The sequence below is a fragment of the Vibrio sp. 2132-1 genome, from assembly GCF_033344315.1.
The window spans coordinates 33398-55157 of the sequence record NZ_JAWPON010000015.1 but is presented as its reverse complement, the minus strand read 5'-3'; the positions used below and the strand labels follow the sequence as shown (position 1 = coordinate 55157).

The following is a 21760-nucleotide window of genomic DNA, read 5'->3' as shown; positions in this document are numbered from 1 at the left end:
ACCCTAAAGCCCCCAACCAGTCGCTCGGGGCTTTTTTCATTCAACGCTAAGATCACGTCAACGAGCTCGTTTTGCAGTGCTGCTGCATCTCTTCATCCAATTTAGCTTTATATTTCTGGCTAAGATGGAAGTGTACTTGCATCAACAAGTCATGTGCGTGGAACAGCTCAAACGCGTCGCTACCATTTTGCTGACAAATAGCCTCACAGCGCTCAGCATGCACTTTGGCTTCTTGCGGTTTATCCGCTTTAAGCAAGCTCATCGCTAAGCGATACTCTGCGCGCTCTTCTTGCATCCCCCCCCCTGCCACTTTCCAATAGTCTAGCGCGAGTGTCGCTGCTTCTAACATCTTCGATTTTTCCATGCACGTGCGCTCAGCCAGCGCTTCGTACTGACATGCTAAGTTGTTCGCAGTGATCGCGATAGTGCGCGCTAATGGCCCTTCTGCATCGTTCGGCGTCATTCCTAACGCTGCCTTCACCAACCATTGACTCGCCAGTTCAAGCTGAACAAGTGCAGAAAGTTCATTCGAAATCAAAGCGTAAACTCGGCGTTGTTCTTGCTCTTCCAATAATTCCATATTGTCAGTGCCATCTACGAAATAGCGCACAACGGCAATACTGCGTTGAAATGCCAAACTCTCGGCAACCTTGCGTTCATCAAAGTGCTCTAAACAAGTAAGAAACTGTTCTGGGCACTGGAGATGCCCAATAGCGGTATGCAGCATCAATGCGAATATTCGCTCGATTTGGGTAACGTCTTCCACCTCGCTCAGAGCCGTTTCTAGCTTAGCATAAACTTGTTCGGGATTTTCCTCGTGATGCTGCCAACACTCACTCATGAAGGCATCAAAATCCGTTTTGAAAGGCATGTCCTTATTGTCCTTCTTCTATTCGTATAACGATTATGAAACTCTACACTATCGTTACCCCTGTGTAGCACGCTTAATCCCAATACGAGAATCGCCTCACTTAAAGCAGTGTACCTTGCTCCAACGCGAGCAAACGTTGCTTGCGCTCCACTCCACCTGCATACCCAGTCAGTTTTCCGCTTTTGCCAATAACGCGATGACAAGGCACCACGATAGAAATCGGATTCTTCCCGTTTGCTAACCCAACAGCACGCACAGCTTTAGGGTTACCTATCGCATTCGCGAGATCTTGATAGCTCCACGTTTCCCCATATGGAATGGTCGTTAGTGCCTGCCAAACTTGATTTTGAAAATCAGTGCCTGTCGCTGCAAGGGGCAAATCGAATTCGTTGCGCAGACCAGCAAAGTATTCATCCAGTTGGGTGACAGCTTGGCGCAAGACCGGATGCTGCTCGTCTCGCCCCCCCAGCTCACTCGGCTTAGTGGTGCATGTTTCAAACCAAATGCCAAGTAAGCCCTCAGCGTTCGATTGGATAGTCACCGTTCCTAGTGGACTCGGCATTTCGGTATAAAATGTTTTCATGATTGATTCCATAAGTGAAACGTCGCGTAGCTTCCCCAAGGGGCCGCAGTGTGCGTATTCAGTGATGGGTAACGCTGCATCGCCTTTTTCACCACTAAGTCTTTATCTAGAAAGCAATCGGGTTGAGATTGCCCTCGCAGTTGAGCATAACTGACGGTCCAAGGTCCAATGCCTTTCAAAGTTAGCCACTGCTGGGGGTCAGCTTCTGAGTTGTCCTGCATAAACTGGGCGAAGCGCACTAGCGTCTCTTTACGGCTTTGCGGCATGCGCAAAAAGCTCACGTCGGAGTTCGCAATATCACTGGGAGTCGGGAAAAAACGTTTTTCTGACTCTCCACTAAGTGTGGCCACCAATAAGTTAAGTTGACCAATCGCAGCTTTAACCGACACTTGCTGGCCTAAAATCGCTCTAACCCCTGCTTCCCATGCACTCCATACACCAGGAATACGAATACCTTTACTCGACACGAGCCCAGGCGCAACATACTCCAAATGCTGCTCAACAGTACAAATATCAGCGTCAAGATCGAACATACGACGAATGTCAGACACCAAGTTTTGCAGCTTCGTTACGTCTTCAATTTCAAACACCAGTTCTAAGTATCCTTCACCTTTTGTCGCTTTAAACCAGGCTTTGCTGTCATCCAAAAAAACGTTGCGCTGATAACTCTCATCACTCACCAGCTCAACTCCCTCAACCGCTCGCAAACGATAGAAGTCCAACATGTGCGACCAATTCAACTCACCTCGATAAGGTAAGGCAATTCGATTGCAACCCGCACCATCAAACTCTTTACGGCGTACTTGAGAAGGCGTTAGTTTGAGAAACTTTTGAAAAGCATCGTTAAAGCGGCGCGTACTGTTAAAACCTGACGCAAACCCCACGTCGGTGACCGACATAGAGCTGGAGTGAAGCAACTGTTTGGCGAACATTAATTGCTGATATTGCGCATACTGCTTGGGTGACATACCTAAATACTGCTCAAACAACATACGTAAGTAACGGTCAGAAATCCCAACACGCTCAGCCAACTCAGACACCGAATGGTGATGCAACTCCCCTCTATCAATTAACGAAATCGCTCGTTGAAAGGTCGTCTCGACACCTTTCCATGCCCAAGATCCAGGCGCGCTATCAGGTCGACAGCGTAAACACGGACGATACCCTGCTTGAAGGGCTTGCGTCTTATCAGCGAAATACTCAACATTTTCTTCTTTAGGCAAATTTGCCGGGCAAATCGGACGACAAAAGATTCCCGTTGTTTTTACCGCCACATAAAATCGCCCATCAAAACGACTGTCTCGCGCGACTCGCGCCTTGTGACACTGCTCGAAGGTCAGTGAGGTATGGGGGTGAATAAACATAGTGCTTTCCTTGCTCATGCCTTTTGTCATTTATTGTTCATAGGCATCGTTCAATATAGTGTTATTGTAGCTTGCTTAAGCGCCCACAATTAGCCATTTTCGGAACTCAATATTGAGATTTATTGGCATTAGCGCTTTTGTACACTAAAGTTAGATCCAGAACATCACAACAACGTCGGCTAAAGGGAATTGGCATGGACTTACATACTTGCGTAATTGTATTAAGAAACCAAAAGGTTATTACCAGTAAATCCGTAGATCATTCTATTGGAATTATCGAACGAGACTCAGATAACGAGATCTCAGAAATTCAGATTAATGCGACGGATGGACGTAATATTCGAACTTATCACTACAACAATGTAGAGGAGTCATTAGAGAGCTTAATGAACCTCTGACGGTTTTCTTTAACACACCTTTCTCCCTTGTTAAAAGCGAAAGCAATAGAGCACAGTACATGTGCTCTTTTTTTGTTTAACAGAAAAAATGTTTATCGAAAATAATAACAGACCTTGATTTAAAACAGACAATAATCTGCAAATAAACACTCGAATATAAAAATCAAGGCATTGATTTAAATAAATAAAAACCAACTATTCAATTTTTTAGAACGAGTTTATCAAAATCCTCCCGTTATTTTTATGTTCGCCTCTACCTAAACTGTTCTCAACAGCACGGGAGCACACGCTTCCCACTCATTGAAAAGAGTCAGAGGACAGAATCATGAAAGCACTATTACAGAAAATTACCACGTCAAACGCAGGTTACAGCGCACTATCACTTCGCGTTCCAATCGGCATTATCTTTATGGCGCACGGCGCACAAAAACTATTTGGCTGGTTTGGTGGCTACGGGCTAGAAGGCACAGGTCAGTGGATGGCATCTATCGGTTTAGGTCCTGGCGTGCTCATGGCGTTACTTGCGGGCAGCGCAGAGTTCTTTGGCGGCTTGTTCATTTTACTTGGTCTGCTAACTCGACCAGCAGCGGTTGCTTTGGCGTTCACGATGGTGGTAGCGATATTCTCTGTCCACTTTGAAAATGGCCTATTCATGGCAAACAACGGTTACGAGTTTGGCTTAGCATTACTGGCAGCAAGCGTTTCTCTGGCGTTCTCTGGCGCAGGTAAAGCAGCGTTAGATAACTTTTTAAACAAAAAGCTCTCTTAAGGAGGCCTTATGATTACGGTAAGACATGCAGCAGACCGAGGTCGAGCAAACTTTGGCTGGCTTGATAGCAAACATACGTTTTCTTTTGGTAGCTACTACGATCCTCAACATATGGGCTTTTCTGAGCTGAGAGTCATTAATGACGATGTAGTCAAGCCTGGCGCGGGTTTTGATACACATGGCCACCGTGATATGGAGATCATCAGCTATGTGTTGGAAGGTGTTATCGCACACAAAGACAGTGAAGGTAACGTCAAAACACTACCTGCAGGTGAATTCCAACTCATGTCGGCAGGGAAAGGGATTTACCACAGTGAGTACAATGCATCGAACCAAGATACGCTGCGGTTTCTACAGATTTGGATTCAACCGAACACATTTGGAACCAAACCAGGTTATCAGCAAAAAGATTTTGGTCGCAATCCTGGGTTAACGACTATCGCAACTCCAACTGGAGAAAACGGCACGCTACTTATTAAGCAAGATGCGACTTTGCATCAGTTAATTCTTGAGCCAAGTAGCGAACTAAACTTTGAGATTGAGTCGGGCCGAAATCTATTCATCCATCAAGTGACTGGGAGCCTTAGTGTCGACAATACCACTTTGACGGCTGGCGACGGCGCGAAGATTGAACACCAGAGTAAGGTTGTTTTGCGCAATACATCAAACGAAAGCACAACAGCCCTGTTGTTTGACTTACCATAACTATCGATTCATCGAGATAAAAACAAAGCCGCCTTGATTTCTCAAGGCGGCTTTTTCGTTTTTCTGACTTTTCATTCAACGCTATTCGTCGGAAGTGCCAGAACCAATTTGCTGAAAACTGTAAGCGGTCAGTGGATCGATCTCTTTGACAATTTCTTCCACTTGCTTAATTGCGTCTACAGACGAGCTAGCTTTACGATAGCTCAAATAGATAGGGCGACACCAATCTTCTACTCCAGACACCTTGTGAAGCTGCCCATTAGCGATAAATGGCTCCACGAGAGAGATTGGTAAGTACGCGGCTCCACCCTTCTCTAAAATAAAGTCCAATGCGATACGCGCTGTTGAAGTGCGTAAATATGGAGCCGGAATCTTAGGGTGACGTTCAGAATGCTCCGAGGAGAAACGCGTCCCCCAGTCAACGTACACATATTTGTTTTCGAAAACGGTATCTAAAGAATCTTTCTCAGTTGATACCAGAACGAGAACAACATCTGCCACTTTTTTACAGTTAAGCTCATCAGCTTTGATCTGATCGAACGCAAATGCCATATCTAACGTGCGCTCTAGCAAGCTACGACTGAGCATCTCACGTCCCATCACTTCTGCCATGAAGCCATAACCACCAAACGAATCTGTGACGACACTTAAACAATTCTGTAAATAAGCGTCCCAAATGTTTGGCGTGCCACCTAACGTTAGTTGCAGCGCTTTGCCATCTTCAAGCGATAATTCTAGCTTCGCTTGTTGCAATGTAGTGACCATTACCTCGGCATAGCTGATTAAGCGCTCACCTGCAGAGGTCAACTTTATGTTATTTCGATCACGAATAAACAATTGCGTATCGAAGTAACTTTCCAATTGTTTGATACGTGCGCTCACAGCGGCTTGGGTAATATAAAGGTTCTCAGCAGCACGTCCGAAGTGACGAACTCTTGCCAGCTCTAAAAATGTTCGAAAGACTTTTACATCCATAAACCATCTCCTGGTTAATATAAAACCAGATTAACAACTAATTAAAATCATGACGACAAAAAAGTTTTGTTTTTCTTTTGTTAGATTTAAGCCTAATTTTCGCCGTAAGTTCACTACATTCATCAATAACGGTTACAGAGGCTGTTGACATGTCTGACACTGAATTCCGTCATGGCAAAAAACGTTTTTACGATAACGTAAAATTCCCACGCGGCTTTGCAAAGTCTGGCGATTTTACTCTTTCAGAAGAGGAAATCCTAACAATTTATGGGGATACAATGCTTGGCTTAGAGTCAGGCGAATTAACACCTGAAAACAGCGAAGAGAAACACTTCATCAAGGTGTTAGAAAACCCGGGCAAAGCAAAAACAAAACTTGAGCGTACGTGGCTAAAGTACACCCAACTTGCTCGTGGTCGCAAGCGCTTCCATACGCTAAATGGTCGTAACAAGCCTGACGCCACAGAAGAATACATTGAAGAGAGTTTGGTTGAAGACGATTAATAACCAATAACCTAGTTCTCGCCTTTTTCTAGCAGTAGGCGAAAGCTCGTTTGACTTTACTGAGCGAGCAAGACAAGCTCATTTCTTCTCCTAAAGCCCAAGGGGGCATTCTCCCAAGGGCTTTTTTAATATTTGGGTGATGACCGTTTACTTGGCGAGCGTCGCAATCTTTTTCAGAAAGCTCTCTTTCAAATGCTCTTGGTCATATTCCAAGTGATAGGTGTTGTGGAAGCCAATTTTTAGCTCAACACCATTCCCTCTCAAGAAAACGTTGTACCCATCGTAGTCAGAAAACGCTTCTACACCTTCATACATTTTACCAAATTCGGTTGGCGTACCGTTGTTCATCACACATTCGTAAGCCTGTAGTACTTTGCTCGGATCTAACTCATTTTTCATACCGAATTCCTCACTGGTTTACACATTTCAATTATGGTTAAAGAATGAGCGCCATGCCATATCTAACCCATAATATTTGAAGTTCGTGTGCGATTTCGCACTCTGTAGGTTGTTAAAAAACAAGGTTAAGTGCGAAGGCAGAACTTAATTTAGATCATAAATTTTATCTATTGATTCGTCAGTTTCATAATGCAATTTCTTTGTAAAAAATCGTCTTATAAAAGCATTTAGATATAAAAATCGTCGACAAAACCAACATTGGTTAAAGAAAAAGCAAAATTTTGACCTAAAACAATAGCAGTTCGCTATTACTTATTTTATAATGCGAATTAATGTTTCAGTACATCGTTAATTCCAATAACTAGGGGCACAAAATGAGACTTATCCCGTTAACTCGAGCAGCACAAGTAGGTAAGTGGGCAGCTGCGCATATCGCTAAGCGTATCAACGACTTTAAACCTACTGCTGAGCGTCCATTCGTTCTGGGTCTACCAACTGGTGGCACTCCTCTAGCAACCTACAAAGCCCTAATCGAGCTTTACCAAGCCGGCGAAGTCAGCTTCAAAAACGTCGTGACTTTTAACATGGATGAGTACATTGGCATCCCTGCGGATCACCCAGAATCTTACCGCTCGTTCATGTACAACAACTTCTTTAATCACATTGATATTCAAGAAGAAAATATCAACCTACTGAACGGTAACACAGACGATCACGACGCAGAATGTAAGCGTTACGAAGACAAAATTAAGTCTTACGGCAAGATCAACCTGTTCATGGGCGGCGTGGGTAACGACGGTCACATCGCGTTCAACGAGCCAGCGTCATCTCTTTCTTCTCGTACTCGCATCAAGACCCTCACTGAAGACACTCGCATTGCGAACTCTCGCTTCTTTGACGGCGATATCAACCAAGTGCCTAAATACGCGCTGACTATCGGTGTTGGTACGCTTCTAGACTCAGAAGAAGTGATGATCTTGGTCACTGGTCATAACAAAGCTCAGGCACTTGAAGCAGCCGTGGAAGGTTGTGTAAACCACCTATGGACAGTTTCTGCTCTTCAACTTCACCCTAAAGCGGTGATCGTATGCGACGAACCAGCTCAACAAGAACTGAAAGTGAAGACAGTGAAGTACTTCTCTGAGCTAGAAGCAGAAAACATCAAAGGCTTTTAACCCATAGGATGGCAGCCTAGAAACACACTAAAAATACAAAACCCGTGTTGAACACGGGTTTTTTCTTATCTGAACAGCGGGCTTAAGTCGTCAATAAGCTTTAATACCAAACTGACGAAGACGCTTAGGAAGCACTTCATCCAACTTGTCTAGTTCACTCGGTTCGACTTCGATAAGATTGAAATGATGCTGCTCATAAACAGTACGAATGGTCTCACGGTCGGCCTGAGCCATCTCCCCATCGTCACTTCCCCAAAATTGCAAATAGACTTTACCGCCTGGTAAGTAAAAATCGCTAGTGACATCTTGGTCAATCGGCAGCTGACGCTCATAAGCGTGCACTACACCAGCCAAGTACAGCCAGTTGTCAATGAGCAACTCACCCTTAGAGCGTACGTAATGCCCATCTAATGTTCGGTGCTTGGCTTCAAATTTTTGGCGAAAGCTTGAGTACGATTTATCCGTAGAATGTGACTCCGCGTCTTGCCCTAAAAACTCAATGACAGACTGCTTAAGACGCTTGTTACGCAGCACCACATCGTGCCATACGACAAAGGTATTTTGTGTTTCTTTATCGGTTCTTTGCTGCCCACCAGCGCGCACACCAGCTTCTGTGACACTCCATCCCTCTTCGGATTTGGTCAACCAACCCAGTTCACTCAAAAGCTGGTTCATACGCTTCGCATTCAATTTCAGCTTTTCACCCAGTTGTGTAGCGCTCAATGTTTTCCCTGAGCTGGGAGTCAGCTCAATATGTAAGTTGGTCGGCCAGACGATGAACTGGCCAAATTTAGGGTGATCCACATACTCACCGCCAAACTTTGCCCCTTCTTCGGTCAAAATCCACTTTTCATCTTGGCGAACGATGTAGCCTGCACGTTTGAGATCGGCAAACAGCAGCTTAGCTTCTACCTTGCGCATTTTCGCTAATGCCGACGTCGATATTTTTTCAGACATGTGGGTACCTCATGCTGCTGCAAAATTGAACACTATGTCGTCATAGTAACGCATTGATTTCACGGCTTGAAGTCAGGCAAACAAGATTTCGTGTTACAAATAGCAAAGCCAGCGTATAGGTGCTGGCTTTGTTATTTCGGTAAAAAAGCGAATGTTATTTAATAAAAGCGATGCATCCTTGCAAAATCACTAAATTCACAATGTCGATGAAGAATGCACCGACAATTGGAACCACCATAAATGCTTGTGGTGATGGACCATATCGACTCACGATGGAACCCATATTCATGACCGCAGTCGGTGTAGCACCTAACCCAAAACCGCAGTGTCCGCTAGCGATCACCGCCGCATCGTAGTTGCCTCCCATCATGCGGAATGTTACGTAGTAAGTGAACATCGCCAACACTGCCGACTGAATAGCAAGAATAATAAGGAATGGGATCGCAAGATCGAAAATATTCCACAATTTCAAACTCATCAAGGCCATGGCAAGAAATAGAGATAGTGCAACCGTGCCAAGAATATCAACGGTTTCTAAATCAACCTTGCGCGCCTTCGTCACTTCCATGATGTTAGTGATAACAACACCAATAAACAGCGCATAAACAAAATCGGGAATCATTAACCACTTGATGTCAAAACTGCTTACCCAACTCTCGAGATACTTCGCGCCTGTCACGCAAAGTAGAATGATGGACAAGCTTTCAACGACTCTTTTCGCTGTGACACGATCTTCCTCATGTTCGTTGTACGTCACCAGTTCAGGGAAACTCTGATGACTTTGATTGGTGCGTCCGTATTCCGATTCCAAGTTGTGTTTGTTTAGTAGCTTTTGTGCAACAGGGCTGCCAATAATCCCGCCCATCACCAAGCCAAATGTAGCAGAAGCCATTGCCACCTCTAGAACATTATGCAAACCATACATTTCTTGAAAAGTTTGCGACCACGCAGCTCCCGTTCCATGTCCGCCAGAAAGCGTAATGGATCCGGCGATCAACCCCATGAGTGGATCTAACCCCAACGCTGTTGCTAAGGACACGCCGACCGCATTTTGGATAAGAATGTAGACCGATGCCACAACTAGGAAGATGAAAACCTTCGCACCGCCTTTAATCAGTTGGGTGTAATTTGCCGCTAAGCCAACGGTTGCAAAAAACATCAGCATAAAGACGTTTTGCAGTGGTAAATCAAAGGAAACATCCACACCATTTAAGTGCATCGTCGTGATGACGCAAGCGACCACTAGACCACCAACAATTGGCTCTGGAATATTAAATTTTTTTAAGGTTGGTAACTTGGTATTGATGAACTGCCCTAAAAACAACACGCAAATTGCGACGAGGAACGACTCCTGTGGGCCGATAGATATTACCTGATTCATGAGACCTCTTTACTCTACTCTTTCTCATTCATTGAGCACGCGCTCAACGTGAGATAGGTGCCTAAGCCAGTCAGATTGCCTCTCGAAACTTTTGTTTTCTAGGCCTCTTTGACCATTGATTCTCATCAAGTAAGAAATAGGCAGACCTAAAATTATGCTAATTATCATTCAGTGAGAATATTCATTTAGAACAGGCGATAAGTGTATTGATGGGAAGAGAAAAACAACACTTCTCAACTTATGAGAAGCAATTAATTTCCATATAAAACAAAACCTCAAAACAACGACCACATAGGTGGATATTTAGAGCGAATAAGACAGGCGGATACACTAGGTTTTAAATTATTACTTTCTCTCTAACGCACTAGGTGTTATACATATATATAACACCATCTCAACCAAGAGATTCACTCATGACTAATTGGCATGATCGCCAACCGATATTTCGACAGTTGGCAGACCAGATCACGCAGCAAATACTGCAAGGTGTCTGGCAAGAAGGCGATGCTCTGCCCTCCGTCCGTAGCATCTCTGCAGATATGAAAATTAACCACCTCACCGTTATGAAAGGCTATCAATTGCTTGTTGATGACGGGCTAGTGGAGAAAAAACGCGGTCAAGGTATGTTTGTCGCTTCAGGAGCAAAGCTCAAATTACTCGCAGACGAGAAGGCACGTTTTCTTCAGCAACAAATTCCGCAGATAGCCGACACAATACAGCGTCTGGATATGTCACTCGACGAATTCATTCAACAACTAAAACCACACTTGAAAGGTGACCAATGAGCGCATTAGTCAGTGTAAACAACGTCTCCAAGCAATATCAGCAACAAGGAGAAGCACTGCATGAAGTGAGTTTCGACCTACATGCAGGACAAGTACTTGGCTTACTCGGCCATAATGGCGCAGGTAAATCAACGCTTATTAATGCCCTACTCGGTGCACATGAATATCAGGGCACTATTCGTATCAACGGATTTGAACCTATTATGCAACGCGACAAGATAATGCAGAGCTTATCCTACATCTCGGATGTCAACGTTCTGCCAGATTGGATGACCGTTGCTCAACTGCTTAACTATACCGAGGGCGTGCATCCAGGGTTCAATCGCGCCCAAGCAGATACGCTACTTCGTCAAACGGACATCAAACCTCGTGCGCGCATCAAATCTTTATCCAAAGGGATGAAGGTGCAATTACACCTCGCGATTGTGATCGCGACCAACACCCAAATCCTCATATTGGATGAACCGACACTCGGGTTAGATCTCGTGTATCGCGAGACGTTTTATCGTCACTTATTGGAATGGTTTCACGACGGCGAGCGCGTGTTGATCATCGCCAGTCATGAAGTATCAGAGATTGAGCACTTGCTGACAGATGTTCTGATTCTTAAGCATGGTCGCCCCGTTCTGCAAACCTCGATGGACAGTATCAGTGAAGACTATTTCATTCTTGAAGCCAACGACGAGCACCGCACACAAATTGAAGCGATGAACCCACTCTCGTCACAAAAAGGCCTCGGTTCAACGAAATGGTTACTCAAAGCCCAGTATGCCCAACAAGCAGAAACAATGGGTTCCATCCATGGGGTGAAGTTAGCGGATCTATTTTTAGCATTGCAGAAGGAGGCAGCGTAATGCGTTCAGTTGTCGCGATGTTGCAAAAAGAGTGGTTAGAAAACCCTCTTGTTTTACGTATTCCACTGTTTGTGTTGGCGTGTGGAGTTATTCTCTTTGTGAGTTTAATGAGTAACGATACTCTACAACACAATATGTTTTTCCAAATGAGCTTTGGTGGCGATGTCAGTGACATTCACAGAGAGCTTGGTGATGACGTCAATATGTTGATTACCGGAGGAGCAGGGCTGCTGTCTATCTTGTTAGCCGTTCAGTACTTCCCAAGAACGCTACGCAAAGAACGGGCGGAAGGCAGCATTATGTTTTGGCGCAGTATGCCTGTCAGTGACATAAAAACCCATTTAGTGAAGCTAGGGTTTGGCTTATTGGTGATTCCGCTCGTCTGCTCGGTGCTCGTACTCGCTGCAAATTTAATGTTGTGGTTGCTGAACATCTCTACTGATCACCAATTGGCTTTATTGTACCGCCAAGCCTCGTTAGGTTACGTGCTGCTGCATTGGGGAGAGTTTTTAATCAGAATGTTGTTCGCCGGTATTCTGCTGTTACCGCTGGCATTAACTGCGATGGCTATTTCACAAAAAGTGAACTCACCACTAGTCATTTTGTTTATCGCCATTTATGCGCTACGTTGGATGCCTATCGCACTTTTTGGTTACTACGGGCTAGATCACTTTTTCTCCGAAGTGCTTTACCTTCCGCTGCACGCCATTATTACACCAAACCCATTCAATACCATTCCTCAAGCGGGTTGGTTAAACGTTGGCATTTACGCCTTCATTGGTATTCTTGGTTGGACAGCTAGCCTCAAGTTCAGCCGAACCATTCAATAATCCGTCGTCCGATAAACGGCCAAAATCGAGCCATAAAAAAACGGTCACAACCTGTGTTGTGACCGTTTTTATTTCGCCTCTAGGAGCTCATCCACTTAACTTTAACCAAGGAATGAAATGTAGCCTTGCAAGATAATTAAGTTGACGATGTCGATAAAGAAAGCGCCCACAATTGGCACCACCATAAATGCTTGTGGCGACGGGCCAAATCGGTTAACGATTGAACCCATGTTCATTACGGCTGTTGGGGTTGCACCCAAGCCAAAACCGCAGTGCCCCCCTGCAATAACCGCAGCATCGTAGTTGCTTCCCATCACTTTGAACGTAACATAGTACGTAAAGATAGCTAAGACGACAGACTGCACAGCTAAAATAACCAAGAATGGAATCGCTAGATCGAAGATATTCCATAACTTCAAGCTCATCAGAGCCATCGCTAAGAACAGAGATAGCGATACCGTACCTAACATATCGACCGTTTCGGCATCTAACTTACGAATCTTGGTCACTTCCAAGAAATTCGTAATGATCACACCAATGAATAGCGCATATACGAAGTCTGGAATCATCAGCCATGAGATTTCATACGTGCTTACCCATTGCTCGACATACTTGGCCCCAGTAACACAGATCAGTAGGAAGAAGAGTTTCTCCACCACTTTTTTCGCCGTTACTTTATCTTCTTCGTATTCATTGTAAGTCACCAACTCCGGGAATTTCTCGTGAGTTTTGGCATCTCGACCACCACGACCATACTCAGACTCTATGTTGTTCTTTTCCACCAGACGCTGCGCTACAGGGCTACCAATGATACCGCCGATGATCAAACCAAAAGTCGCTGATGCCATTGCAATTTCTAAGACGTTATCCAATCCATACACGTCTTGAAAGGTTTGTGACCACGCAGCACCTGTACCATGACCACCTGACAGAGTAATCGAGCCAGCAATTAACCCCATCAAAGGATCTAAACCGAGCGCCGCCGCAAGTGAAACGCCAACGCCGTTTTGTATGATGATGTAAAACGATGCGACAGCTAAGAAGATAAAAACCTGCGCACCTCCTTTCATCAACTGAGTGTAATTTGCGGCCAAACCAACTGTCGCAAAAAACATTAACATAAACGTATTTTGTAATGGCAAGTCGAATTCTAAGTCGATGCCGTTGAAATGAAGAGCAGTAATCATGCAGGCTACAATAAGACCACCTACAATCGGCTCAGGTATGTTGAATTTCTTTAAAATCGGTAGCTTAGCATTAATAAAATGCCCCAGGAAAAGCACACTGATTGCGACCAAGAAGGACTCCAGTGCACCTACAGATATTAAATGATTCATATCGCCTCTTATTATTGTTCTCTTCATTCTCCGTAATGAATGAGTGTTAGTTTAACCTTCGTTCAATAGCAAATTTTCTCGCTTTATTGTTTCGAAAATACTCAAAAAGTTGGTGTAGATGCGCCTTAGGCTAGTTTAAGGGGCGCTCCTTAAGCGATGTGTCAGTTTTTACGCTGTTAGCAAGCCCTTAAATGTGAAAGGAGCTGATACAGCTCCTTCAAATGGCCCCTCGCAATACCTGTGCGTTATCGCTTGGGGTGTTGTGTTGTGAGTAAATTCTGGGTGACACTTTCTGAACCACTTCGGGCTCCCTTACTTAAACAGAATGTGTCAATTACTATCAAACAAAGTTCCTTCCCGTTGTAACCGCTAAACGCCGAGAGCGCGTTCAAAACAATTGGGTTTGCCTGTTCCTGTCGTAGCTTTTCAACTCTGGCTCATGGTGTATAAACGAGCCGAATCCAAGGAAACTCTCAGGCTGCAACAAACGTTTTCGTCACAACGGAGCAGGATTATAACATATCGCTGATAATTTTCTTCAATTCAGTGACATTCACCAACCCCATGGTTAAACCTTGCAATGATTAACTGCCTATTATCATTTTCACAGATAAAGATCGAAGCACAGTTACTCAGTAAGCTTCTTAGAAAACGATGCATAGCCAATAACTTCACCGCCGTTCTTATCCAAGAGGTCTTGATAAACGCCCTAGAGAACCAAGCCGCCGAAATATGCGATGTTATCATGATTGCTTTTCGAGACCGATGCCCCGACTTTGGCTGATGAGTACAACCCCAACTATGCATCAGGCAAAAACATGTATAATTTTTTATACAAGTTATTCAATAACAAGAGTCCCACATGAACATTCATTCGCTTTGCCCTGCGCTATTACTCAGCGTCGTCTCATCAGCTACAGCAGCTGAAAGCATTCGTATTCAATATTCTCCCGTAGAGACAACTCATGAAAAAATCGCCCAACAATCGATTCAAAGCAGCGATGTAAACACCATCTTTGTTGAGCTATCTCAGGTCTACTTTCCATTTGATAAAGCTCTCACGCTGGTTTACGGCGGAGAAGATGGTCCAATGTATGATCCTGATACACACACAATATACGTTCCTTACACTTTTTATTTGGAGTCGCTCAATTACTTCTCCAATAATCAGTATGAAGAACGCTTCGGAAAATCCCCAAAAACAGGGGCGCTAGATACGTTATTGCACACTTTACTTCATGAAGCTGGGCATGCTTACATCGAAGATCAAAGCATCCCTGTTCTCGGAAAAGAAGAAGATGCGGTCGATAATTTTGCCACCATTTTAATGATTGACTTCCTAGAAGATGGCGCAGATATGGCCATTAGCGCCGCCGACATGTTCGCATTCGAATCCGACGACAGACCGGACTACTACGATTTTGGCGAGTACATTGACGAACACAGCTTTGATTTGCAGCGTTACTTTTCAACGTTATGTCTGGTGTACGGTAGTGATCCTGAGCAATACAAAGCCTTACTCGATGAAGTAGAAAAAGACTACCTGCGTGATCGCAAAGAGTTCTGCCAATTCAATTACGGCAACATTCGCGACAATTGGCTGCATTACTTGCAAAACAATGAACCAAAAGAAAATTCGCCACGTAAAAGCGATTAGAAAATCTCAAACAAGAAAACCGCAATGACAAAACTCACCATATTTTATGACGGAACCTGCCCGCTTTGTGCCAAAGAGATGAAGGCGCTAAAACAACGCGATGCCAAGCAGCAAATCAAAACCGTCGATATCTATAGTGATGCATTCGCAGATTATCCTCAGATCGATCCTGAACAAGCCAACACCATTTTGCACGCCCTCAACGAAAAGGGGGAGCTTCTGCTTGGGTTGGACGTGACTCATCGTGCGTGGCAATTAGTTGGTCGCGGTTGGCTCTACGCTCCACTGCGTTGGCGCCTCGTTAAACCTGTTGCTGACTGGCTTTACCTGAAATTCGCAAAGAATAGGTATCGCGTCTCATATTGGTTAACGGGGACTTCTCGTTGCAATAGTGGGTCGTGTTCACGTTAATTGTGATCCCGCTTAAAAATGCTACGACCTTCGTCTAGATTTACAAATTTCCAGTACTTCTGATTGAGTAACTCGGTTAATCTCTAAGCATTACAACAATAAGTATTAACACTTTTATCAGGCAAGCTTATTCAGCTTGTCACTTGTAACGCTGCGCCGAGAGAAGGACGTCTCTATGAATCTGACGATCAGAAAACGACTATATATCCTTTCAATAATTCCAATTCTAACTATGGCAATAGGCATGATGTGGTTCACCTACGTACAAACCACGGCCTACAACGAGCACGAGATTGAGCAAACTCGAAGTCGAATGATGGAGATGAAAAAAGCCGAACTCAAAAGTTACGTACAAATGGCGCGTTCCGCTGTCGAGCCGCTACTCGCACAAAATGCCCCACTGGAAGAGGCTCTGCCTATTTTGAAACAACTAGAGTTTGGTCAATCCGGCTACATCTTTGGTTATGATTCAAAAGGCGTTCGCGTCGTGGTGGGTAAAAACACCAAAGGCATCGGGGAAAACTTCTATAACTTGCAGGACAAGAAAGGCAATTACCTGATTCAGGATTTGCTAAAAAATGCCAAAACTGGTGAGTTCACGACTTATTACTTCCCGAAACTCGGTCAGAGTGAAGCACTACCGAAACTGAGCTACTCAGTCTTTATTCCTGAATGGGACTTGATGTTGGGAACGGGTTTCTACACGGACGATATCGACGCCATTGTGGCAGACATGGAAAAAGCCGCACACGAAGATCTCAACACCACACTAACTGCGATAGCCCTGTTTTGTGCCTCGATTACAGCGATAGTTGCAGTCTTTGCCGTGTTTGTTAACCGCAGCATCATGAAGCCTATTGAGCAGTTTGATGCTTCAATTCACTCTTTCGCGCAAGGCGATGCAGATTTAACCGCGCGCATGGAAGAATCGAGCGTGCCGGAGTTCACCCAACTTAGCCGTAACTTCAATATCTTCGTTGAAAGCCTGCAAGGCATCATTAAGAGCGTTAGCCACGTAGGACAAGAAGTGGTTTCAGAGACCAACGAGATGTCACAGCGTGCATCGCAAGTGGATGAATTAGCTTCTGGTCAACGTGAAGAGACCGAACAAGTCGCAGCGGCAATGACCGAGATGACAGCAACGGCGCACGAGATTTCAAACAACGCTAACCAAGCAGCGCAATCAGCCAGAGACGCCGATGAAAACTCACAACAAGCAAAACACATTGTTGATTCAGCAGCGAACTCTGTCGAAGCACTCGCGCTAGAGGTGTCGGAAGCCAGCACGGTGATTTCTCGTTTAGAGAGCGACGTAAAAAACATTTCTTCTTCTCTGGAAGTGATTCAGGATATAGCCGAGCAAACTAACCTATTGGCACTGAACGCAGCCATTGAAGCAGCCCGTGCAGGCGAACAAGGTCGCGGCTTCGCAGTCGTTGCCGATGAGGTTCGTAAACTGGCGAGTCGCACTCAAGACAGCACAGGCGAAATTCACCAAATGATTGAGCAATTGAAGTCTGGCTCGGATGCGGCAGTGAAAGCCATGGGCTCAAGCCAAGCGCGTGGTGAAGCAACGGTTGAGGAAGCACGAGCAGCCTCTGCCGCACTGCAAGAAATCCAAGCCGCAATTGCTAACATCATGGACATGAACACGCTTATCGCAACGGCAACTGAAGAGCAAAGCCAAGTTGGCCAAGAGATTTCACAACGTATCGAAGTCATCTCTCAACAAAGCAGCCAATCGGCACACCTTGCCAACCAAAACCGAGCAGGCAGTGGCAACCTTAACCACAAAGCCAACGAACTGTACGACTTGGTCGGTCGCTTTACGGTTTAACGCTTTCCTCCCCCTTACATCTTGCAAACAGCGACGCCAAAACGTCGCTGTTTTTATTTCTGCTATCCTCATACGACTTAGCTATAATGCCGCCAACTTAGCACCTACAAGGGCAAAACCAGATGATTATTATGACCACCAATTTCGGTGACATCGAGATTGAACTGAACCTAGAACGAGCACCAGTTAGCTCAAAGAACTTCAAAAAATACTGTGAAGATGGCTTCTACAACGGCACCATTTTCCACCGCGTTATCGACGGCTTTATGATCCAAGGTGGCGGTCACACCGAAGACATGGCAGAAAAGCCAACACGCGCCCCTATCGCGAACGAAGCAAACCGTGGTCTAAAGAACCTTGTTGGCACTATCGCAATGGCGCGTACCGATGCACCGCACTCTGCAACGGCACAGTTCTTCATTAACTTGGAAGACAATGATTTCCTAGACCACACCGCTACTACCAACCTAGGCTGGGGCTACGCCGTGTTTGGTAAAGTGACCGCGGGTATGGATGTCGTAAACCGCATCGCGAAAGTGAAAACGACCTCTAAACTTGGTCATGATGATGTTCCATGCGATCCAATCATTATCGAGAAAGTGACGGTCAGCGAATAAGCCCATTCATCTCTTCGGAGAAATCGTCGCTATAAAACAATAAAAGCGCCTAACGTTATATGACTTAGGCGCTTTTTGTTTTTGTTGCTGAAACAAATGAGCAGCGAGTTTACAGTGTAAAGAGTGAGCAGTTCTAGCGATTACATCCCTTTGAACAAACTTTGAGATGCACGGCTCACAGGGAGCTTACTTTCTCCAACATGCACAAACATTCTGCCAGCAAAGTCTTTGTTTACTTTGCTAATTTTGCACACTTGCACCACGCTTGAACGGTGCACTTGCCAGAACTGTTCTGGGTTAAGCTGCCCTATCAACTCTTTCAACGATGTACGAATCAAATACTCCTGCACTTTGCCTTGTCCTTGTTGGGCATATACAGAAACGTATTTTTCTTCCGCTTTGAAATACAGCACATCAGACGTGGCGATCAGATGAATATCTTCCCCTTGCGTCGCTTTGATCCACTGAAGATATTGCGGCGTTTGTGGAGCAGATAATTGCTGCAGTTGCTCTAACAGGCTGCTCATCTGCACATTACTGCTCTCTTGCTCTCGCTTAGCAAGGCGTGTTTTCACTCTTTCACACGTCGTCAGGAGACGCTCATCCGAGATAGGCTTGAGCAAATAATCGGCGGCATTTTGTTCAAAGGCTTTGATGGCGTAATCATCGTACGCAGTAACAAACACAATCAAAGGCGGGTTGGCGAGTTGATTGAGTTTTTGCGCTAATGTCATGCCATCCAAAACTGGCATACGAATATCAAGAAACGCAATGTCAGGTTGGCTTTGCTCAATGGCTTGAAACGCTTGTTCACCATCGGCGACTTTGGCTATCACCTCTAGCTCTGGCCACACTTCAGCTAGGCTTTTATCAAGATGACGCCTCAATAGCGGTTCATCATCAGCAATAATGGCAGTAAACCCTGTATTCATTCCTTTCTTCCTTGATTACGATTCCATTGGCCAACTCAGGCGAATACAAACGCCACCCTGAGCAGACTCACTGATAGAAACCTCTCCTTGCCCTGCGAACAAAGCTTCAACTCGCTGCTTGAGATTACTTAAACCGACGCCAGAGCCCATGTGCCCACTCACGTGATTCAAGCCAACACCTGTGTCTCTGACTTCAATCTTCAAGTTCTGTTGTTCGCGCTTAATGAGCAAGCTGACTTCGCCACCTTCTCGCTTCGGTTCAATACCATGGATGATGGCGTTTTCGATTAAGGGTTGAAGCATCATCGGCGGTAATTCGGTTCTGCCTAGCCCCTCTTCCACCTCAATCTTGTAACTGAGTCGATCACCCAAACGGGTTTGCTGGATGCCTAAGTAAGCCTCAATTAACGCCATTTCATTGTCTATGGTGGTGTGTTCTTCGCGTGAGCTTTTAAGCGTTGCACGCAGTAGCGCGGTTAACTGTTCTAGCATCAGCTTGGCTTTATCAACATCTTGCGACATGAGCGCACTGATATTTGCCAAAGTATTGAATAAGAAATGCGGTTCAATCTGGCTTTGCATCTGCTTAAGCTGACTCAGCAACAGCGCACGATCTTGCTCTGCTTTCTCGCGTTTGATGGCTTCCAACTCTCGCTGAGCGATCGCATGTTGCTCGCGTGAGTAGAAATAGAAAAAGCACATGGCACTGAATAACAATCCCATGAGACCAACCGACAGCATACTTGAGATACCGAAGTATTCCCCAAGCCAAAGCTGAGCGTTCACCACACCAAACAATAAGCATGCCGTCAGCGAGATAGCCACTTCCGCCAAACGAGGAATGGTAGGAAACAAGCGGTCGACAAGCCATGAGAAGAAGATAGCCGAATAGCCAAATCCAAAGCTAACCGCCACATGAATGTAAAATGGACCGCCCCAAACCGAGAGCGTCATTGCTGCGATAAAGAGACAAAATGCCGTGGTCACTAATAAGCTACGCGGCCATCCACTTTTCACCACTGATTTTGCTGAACACATTTAGAATTTCCCTTTGATGTTAAATACAATCATATGCTTATCATTGATTTGTGCGTAAGCAGATTGGTCGTCTCCGGTTAAAAAGCGTGCGGCAACTTCCACTTCTACACTTTGATCGCCGGTATCAATCCATTGGTAGTTAAGCCACTGCGTGACAATCACACCACCATCTTGTGGCGACAGCATCACATCCAACGTAGGGGTTACATCACTTAGCCAGCCCATATCCGCTTCGCCGTTCCATGCAGCCCATGCTTCTACATCCCAACTCCAGTGCAGCATTACGTTATGCTGAACGATATTGGCATGCTGAAACCCTTGGGCGTAGCTTGTCGCAAGTAGAGCGCTGCTAGCCAACAGAGAGTTGTTAGGTTCAGGGATCTGAGAGAGAAACTCTCCACGCTCTATTGCTTGTTGCCATTCGTTTTTCGACCATGCTCGGCTGTCGTACCAATATTCAGCAATCACGTTGTGTCCGGCTTGGTTTGCCCAGTTCAATCCAATTAAGGCTTGGAGTGCGCTGCCCTGCTTCTCAACCGAAACGGGTTGGTAAAGATCATCCTGCTGAAACTGATAGCCGACACTTTGCTTTTGCCACAGCATGGAACCGTGCATAGCGATGGATTCATCCCACACGGCAATGGCACTGGCTCCGAGTAAACCTCGGCGCACATCATCGTAATAACCAATAAGTTGATACTCGGTGTCACCCACCAGCGCATAACGACGAATACCAACACCTTGCTGCTCTGCGGCTTGATCAAGAGCACTCTGGTCTTGTTGCCCCCAGCTTGAATCCGTTGCAATCACCGTCCACTCGCCTGCCATATCATAGTGTGAAAGTGAAAACACACCCGCACCCTCTTCTGCGACTAAGCCAACAGGGTTTTGTCGATAAGGCTTAAACAGATCCAAAGGTCGGTAGCCATAACCTACGCCCCAATCCACGCGCAACTTACCCAAACTCACATCAAGAGTGGTGTCACCGACTTGCCACTCCCCTAGCCAAGCCAGCTCTCGAATCAGCAATTGGTTATCAGCTTCACTCCACCAATCACTCCTTCCTTGTTGATTGAGGTACAAACCTTGGCTGTACAGAGCAAACAAGCCACTGAAGTTGTGATAATTCACCTGTACATCCAACAGTGCATTAAGTGAATCACGAGAACTGCCCTGCGCCTGCATAAATGCGCTATCACGCTGCTTGGCAGTTTCGTAGCTGACAACCCAATCCCACTCAAAACTCAGCTCATCATTGGCAAAAACTGGGGCTGCTGCGCCCACACACAACGACGCAGCAATCAACAAACTGGTGCTTTTGTTAAGGTTAGGCTGGTACGGTTTCATTTGACTTCCTTGCTCGTTTTTATGGTTCTATTTAA

The 21760-nt window shown here is 45.3% G+C and carries 23 protein-coding genes; 12 read left to right on the top strand and 11 right to left on the bottom strand.

The features are described from left to right. Nucleotides 1-52: 52 nt before the first annotated feature. From R8N47_RS17115 to R8N47_RS17105, 3 genes are all read right to left on the bottom strand, one after another. Complete coding sequence (locus R8N47_RS17115; protein ID WP_064354447.1) at nt 53-871, bottom strand: hypothetical protein; 819 nt, start codon at nt 869-871, stop codon at nt 53-55. 100 nt (nt 872-971) lie between these two features. Continuing rightward, complete coding sequence (locus tag R8N47_RS17110; RefSeq protein WP_064354446.1) at nt 972-1454, bottom strand: methylated-DNA--[protein]-cysteine S-methyltransferase; 483 nt, start codon at nt 1452-1454, stop codon at nt 972-974. Continuing rightward, entirely contained in the window at nt 1451-2818 is a 1368-nt protein-coding gene (locus R8N47_RS17105; protein ID WP_064354445.1) for an AlkA N-terminal domain-containing protein, read from the bottom strand. The genes R8N47_RS17110 and R8N47_RS17105 overlap by 4 nt, the downstream gene beginning before the upstream one ends. A gap of 194 nt (nt 2819-3012) precedes the next feature. On the opposite strand from R8N47_RS17105, the gene R8N47_RS17100 reads away from it, so the two are divergent. The 3 genes from R8N47_RS17100 to R8N47_RS17090 all read left to right on the top strand — a co-directional run bounded on the left by R8N47_RS17100 (nt 3013) and on the right by R8N47_RS17090 (nt 4690). Then, the gene (locus R8N47_RS17100) at nt 3013-3216 is read left to right on the top strand and encodes a hypothetical protein (protein ID WP_017633816.1); all 204 of its coding nucleotides are present in this window, start codon (nt 3013-3015) and stop codon (nt 3214-3216) included. 325 nt (nt 3217-3541) lie between these two features. Beyond that, the gene (locus tag R8N47_RS17095; protein ID WP_005374434.1) at nt 3542-3985 is read left to right on the top strand and encodes a DoxX family protein; all 444 of its coding nucleotides are present in this window, start codon (nt 3542-3544) and stop codon (nt 3983-3985) included. 9 nt (nt 3986-3994) lie between these two features. Continuing rightward, complete coding sequence (locus R8N47_RS17090; protein ID WP_005383228.1) at nt 3995-4690, top strand: pirin family protein; 696 nt, start codon at nt 3995-3997, stop codon at nt 4688-4690. Between the two features lie 81 nt (nt 4691-4771). Here R8N47_RS17090 and R8N47_RS17085 read toward each other — a convergent pair whose 3' ends face one another. Continuing rightward, complete coding sequence (locus tag R8N47_RS17085; protein WP_005374436.1) at nt 4772-5665, bottom strand: LysR family transcriptional regulator; 894 nt, start codon at nt 5663-5665, stop codon at nt 4772-4774. A gap of 149 nt (nt 5666-5814) precedes the next feature. On the opposite strand from R8N47_RS17085, the gene R8N47_RS17080 reads away from it, so the two are divergent. Continuing rightward, nucleotides 5815-6168 (top strand): DUF413 domain-containing protein, encoded by a 354-nt coding sequence (locus tag R8N47_RS17080; protein WP_005374439.1) that lies wholly within the window; start codon nt 5815-5817, stop codon nt 6166-6168. A gap of 147 nt (nt 6169-6315) precedes the next feature. Here the strand turns inward: R8N47_RS17080 and R8N47_RS17075 are convergent, their stop codons facing one another. Then, nucleotides 6316-6567, bottom strand: a complete 252-nt coding sequence (locus R8N47_RS17075) for a DUF3081 domain-containing protein (protein ID WP_005374440.1) — start codon at nt 6565-6567, stop codon at nt 6316-6318. A 374-nt stretch (nt 6568-6941) separates the two neighbouring features. Between R8N47_RS17075 and nagB the strand changes: the two genes are divergently transcribed. Further along, the gene (nagB, locus tag R8N47_RS17070; protein ID WP_005374441.1) at nt 6942-7742 is read left to right on the top strand and encodes a glucosamine-6-phosphate deaminase; all 801 of its coding nucleotides are present in this window, start codon (nt 6942-6944) and stop codon (nt 7740-7742) included. A gap of 90 nt (nt 7743-7832) precedes the next feature. On the opposite strand, the gene R8N47_RS17065 is transcribed toward nagB, so the two are convergent. Together R8N47_RS17065 and gltS (R8N47_RS17060) are read right to left on the bottom strand one after the other, a co-directional pair. Beyond that, nucleotides 7833-8699: a hypothetical protein gene (locus R8N47_RS17065; protein WP_005374442.1), complete on the bottom strand. Its 867-nt coding sequence runs from the start codon at nt 8697-8699 to the stop codon at nt 7833-7835. Nucleotides 8700-8853: 154 nt separating this feature from the next. After that, entirely contained in the window at nt 8854-10080 is a 1227-nt protein-coding gene (gene gltS / locus R8N47_RS17060; RefSeq protein ID WP_025768732.1) for a sodium/glutamate symporter, read from the bottom strand. Between the two features lie 413 nt (nt 10081-10493). Between gltS (R8N47_RS17060) and R8N47_RS17055 the strand changes: the two genes are divergently transcribed. Genes R8N47_RS17055 through R8N47_RS17045 form a run of 3 tightly spaced genes read left to right on the top strand, consistent with a single transcriptional unit; the run spans nt 10494 to nt 12549 of the window. Beyond that, the gene (locus R8N47_RS17055; protein ID WP_005374444.1) at nt 10494-10865 is read left to right on the top strand and encodes a GntR family transcriptional regulator; all 372 of its coding nucleotides are present in this window, start codon (nt 10494-10496) and stop codon (nt 10863-10865) included. Then, a complete protein-coding gene (locus tag R8N47_RS17050; protein ID WP_005383221.1) occupies nt 10862-11719 on the top strand; it encodes an ABC transporter ATP-binding protein in 858 nt (285 codons plus the stop codon). Before R8N47_RS17055 ends, R8N47_RS17050 begins: the two co-directional genes overlap by 4 nt. Beyond that, complete coding sequence (locus tag R8N47_RS17045) at nt 11719-12549, top strand: membrane protein (protein WP_017633815.1); 831 nt, start codon at nt 11719-11721, stop codon at nt 12547-12549. The genes R8N47_RS17050 and R8N47_RS17045 overlap by 1 nt, the downstream gene beginning before the upstream one ends. Nucleotides 12550-12650: 101 nt before the next feature. Here the strand turns inward: R8N47_RS17045 and gltS (R8N47_RS17040) are convergent, their stop codons facing one another. Next, nucleotides 12651-13886: a sodium/glutamate symporter gene (gltS, locus tag R8N47_RS17040; protein WP_064354443.1), complete on the bottom strand. Its 1236-nt coding sequence runs from the start codon at nt 13884-13886 to the stop codon at nt 12651-12653. An 862-nt stretch (nt 13887-14748) separates the two neighbouring features. On the opposite strand from gltS (R8N47_RS17040), the gene R8N47_RS17035 reads away from it, so the two are divergent. From R8N47_RS17035 to R8N47_RS17020, 4 genes are all read left to right on the top strand, one after another. Next, on the top strand, nt 14749-15543 hold the full coding sequence (locus R8N47_RS17035; RefSeq protein ID WP_005374451.1) for a DUF4344 domain-containing metallopeptidase: 795 nt from the start codon (nt 14749-14751) through the stop codon (nt 15541-15543). 24 nt (nt 15544-15567) lie between these two features. After that, nucleotides 15568-15954 (top strand): thiol-disulfide oxidoreductase DCC family protein, encoded by a 387-nt coding sequence (locus tag R8N47_RS17030; RefSeq protein ID WP_031780806.1) that lies wholly within the window; start codon nt 15568-15570, stop codon nt 15952-15954. 175 nt (nt 15955-16129) lie between these two features. After that, nucleotides 16130-17791 carry a methyl-accepting chemotaxis protein gene (locus tag R8N47_RS17025; protein ID WP_025768726.1) on the top strand — a complete coding sequence of 554 codons (1662 nt, stop codon included), beginning with the start codon at nt 16130-16132 and terminating at the stop codon, nt 17789-17791. 122 nt (nt 17792-17913) lie between these two features. Continuing rightward, a complete protein-coding gene (locus R8N47_RS17020; protein WP_005448882.1) occupies nt 17914-18408 on the top strand; it encodes a peptidylprolyl isomerase in 495 nt (164 codons plus the stop codon). A gap of 140 nt (nt 18409-18548) precedes the next feature. Here R8N47_RS17020 and R8N47_RS17015 read toward each other — a convergent pair whose 3' ends face one another. Genes R8N47_RS17015 through R8N47_RS17005 form a run of 3 tightly spaced genes read right to left on the bottom strand, consistent with a single transcriptional unit; the run spans nt 18549 to nt 21725 of the window. Then, the gene (locus R8N47_RS17015; RefSeq protein ID WP_064354442.1) at nt 18549-19340 is read right to left on the bottom strand and encodes a LytR/AlgR family response regulator transcription factor; all 792 of its coding nucleotides are present in this window, start codon (nt 19338-19340) and stop codon (nt 18549-18551) included. Between the two features lie 15 nt (nt 19341-19355). After that, nucleotides 19356-20378 carry a sensor histidine kinase gene (locus R8N47_RS17010; protein WP_064354441.1) on the bottom strand — a complete coding sequence of 341 codons (1023 nt, stop codon included), beginning with the start codon at nt 20376-20378 and terminating at the stop codon, nt 19356-19358. Continuing rightward, a complete protein-coding gene (locus R8N47_RS17005; protein ID WP_064354440.1) occupies nt 20379-21725 on the bottom strand; it encodes a hypothetical protein in 1347 nt (448 codons plus the stop codon). Nucleotides 21726-21760: the final 35 nt, after the last annotated feature.

Coding starts and splice junctions, on each gene's coding strand:
- R8N47_RS17115 (WP_064354447.1), bottom strand. CDS start 871: ATGCCTTTCAAAACGGATTTTGATGCCTTCATGAGTGAGTGTTGGCAG.
- R8N47_RS17110 (WP_064354446.1), bottom strand. CDS start 1,454: ATGAAAACATTTTATACCGAAATGCCGAGTCCACTAGGAACGGTGACT.
- R8N47_RS17105 (WP_064354445.1), bottom strand. CDS start 2,818: ATGTTTATTCACCCCCATACCTCACTGACCTTCGAGCAGTGTCACAAG.
- R8N47_RS17100 (WP_017633816.1), top strand. CDS start 3,013: ATGGACTTACATACTTGCGTAATTGTATTAAGAAACCAAAAGGTTATT.
- R8N47_RS17095 (WP_005374434.1), top strand. CDS start 3,542: ATGAAAGCACTATTACAGAAAATTACCACGTCAAACGCAGGTTACAGC.
- R8N47_RS17090 (WP_005383228.1), top strand. CDS start 3,995: ATGATTACGGTAAGACATGCAGCAGACCGAGGTCGAGCAAACTTTGGC.
- R8N47_RS17085 (WP_005374436.1), bottom strand. CDS start 5,665: ATGGATGTAAAAGTCTTTCGAACATTTTTAGAGCTGGCAAGAGTTCGT.
- R8N47_RS17080 (WP_005374439.1), top strand. CDS start 5,815: ATGTCTGACACTGAATTCCGTCATGGCAAAAAACGTTTTTACGATAAC.
- R8N47_RS17075 (WP_005374440.1), bottom strand. CDS start 6,567: ATGAAAAATGAGTTAGATCCGAGCAAAGTACTACAGGCTTACGAATGT.
- nagB (WP_005374441.1), top strand. CDS start 6,942: ATGAGACTTATCCCGTTAACTCGAGCAGCACAAGTAGGTAAGTGGGCA.
- R8N47_RS17065 (WP_005374442.1), bottom strand. CDS start 8,699: ATGTCTGAAAAAATATCGACGTCGGCATTAGCGAAAATGCGCAAGGTA.
- gltS (WP_025768732.1), bottom strand. CDS start 10,080: ATGAATCAGGTAATATCTATCGGCCCACAGGAGTCGTTCCTCGTCGCA.
- R8N47_RS17055 (WP_005374444.1), top strand. CDS start 10,494: ATGACTAATTGGCATGATCGCCAACCGATATTTCGACAGTTGGCAGAC.
- R8N47_RS17050 (WP_005383221.1), top strand. CDS start 10,862: ATGAGCGCATTAGTCAGTGTAAACAACGTCTCCAAGCAATATCAGCAA.
- R8N47_RS17045 (WP_017633815.1), top strand. CDS start 11,719: ATGCGTTCAGTTGTCGCGATGTTGCAAAAAGAGTGGTTAGAAAACCCT.
- gltS (WP_064354443.1), bottom strand. CDS start 13,886: ATGAATCATTTAATATCTGTAGGTGCACTGGAGTCCTTCTTGGTCGCA.
- R8N47_RS17035 (WP_005374451.1), top strand. CDS start 14,749: ATGAACATTCATTCGCTTTGCCCTGCGCTATTACTCAGCGTCGTCTCA.
- R8N47_RS17030 (WP_031780806.1), top strand. CDS start 15,568: ATGACAAAACTCACCATATTTTATGACGGAACCTGCCCGCTTTGTGCC.
- R8N47_RS17025 (WP_025768726.1), top strand. CDS start 16,130: ATGAATCTGACGATCAGAAAACGACTATATATCCTTTCAATAATTCCA.
- R8N47_RS17020 (WP_005448882.1), top strand. CDS start 17,914: ATGATTATTATGACCACCAATTTCGGTGACATCGAGATTGAACTGAAC.
- R8N47_RS17015 (WP_064354442.1), bottom strand. CDS start 19,340: ATGAATACAGGGTTTACTGCCATTATTGCTGATGATGAACCGCTATTG.
- R8N47_RS17010 (WP_064354441.1), bottom strand. CDS start 20,378: ATGTGTTCAGCAAAATCAGTGGTGAAAAGTGGATGGCCGCGTAGCTTA.
- R8N47_RS17005 (WP_064354440.1), bottom strand. CDS start 21,725: ATGAAACCGTACCAGCCTAACCTTAACAAAAGCACCAGTTTGTTGATT.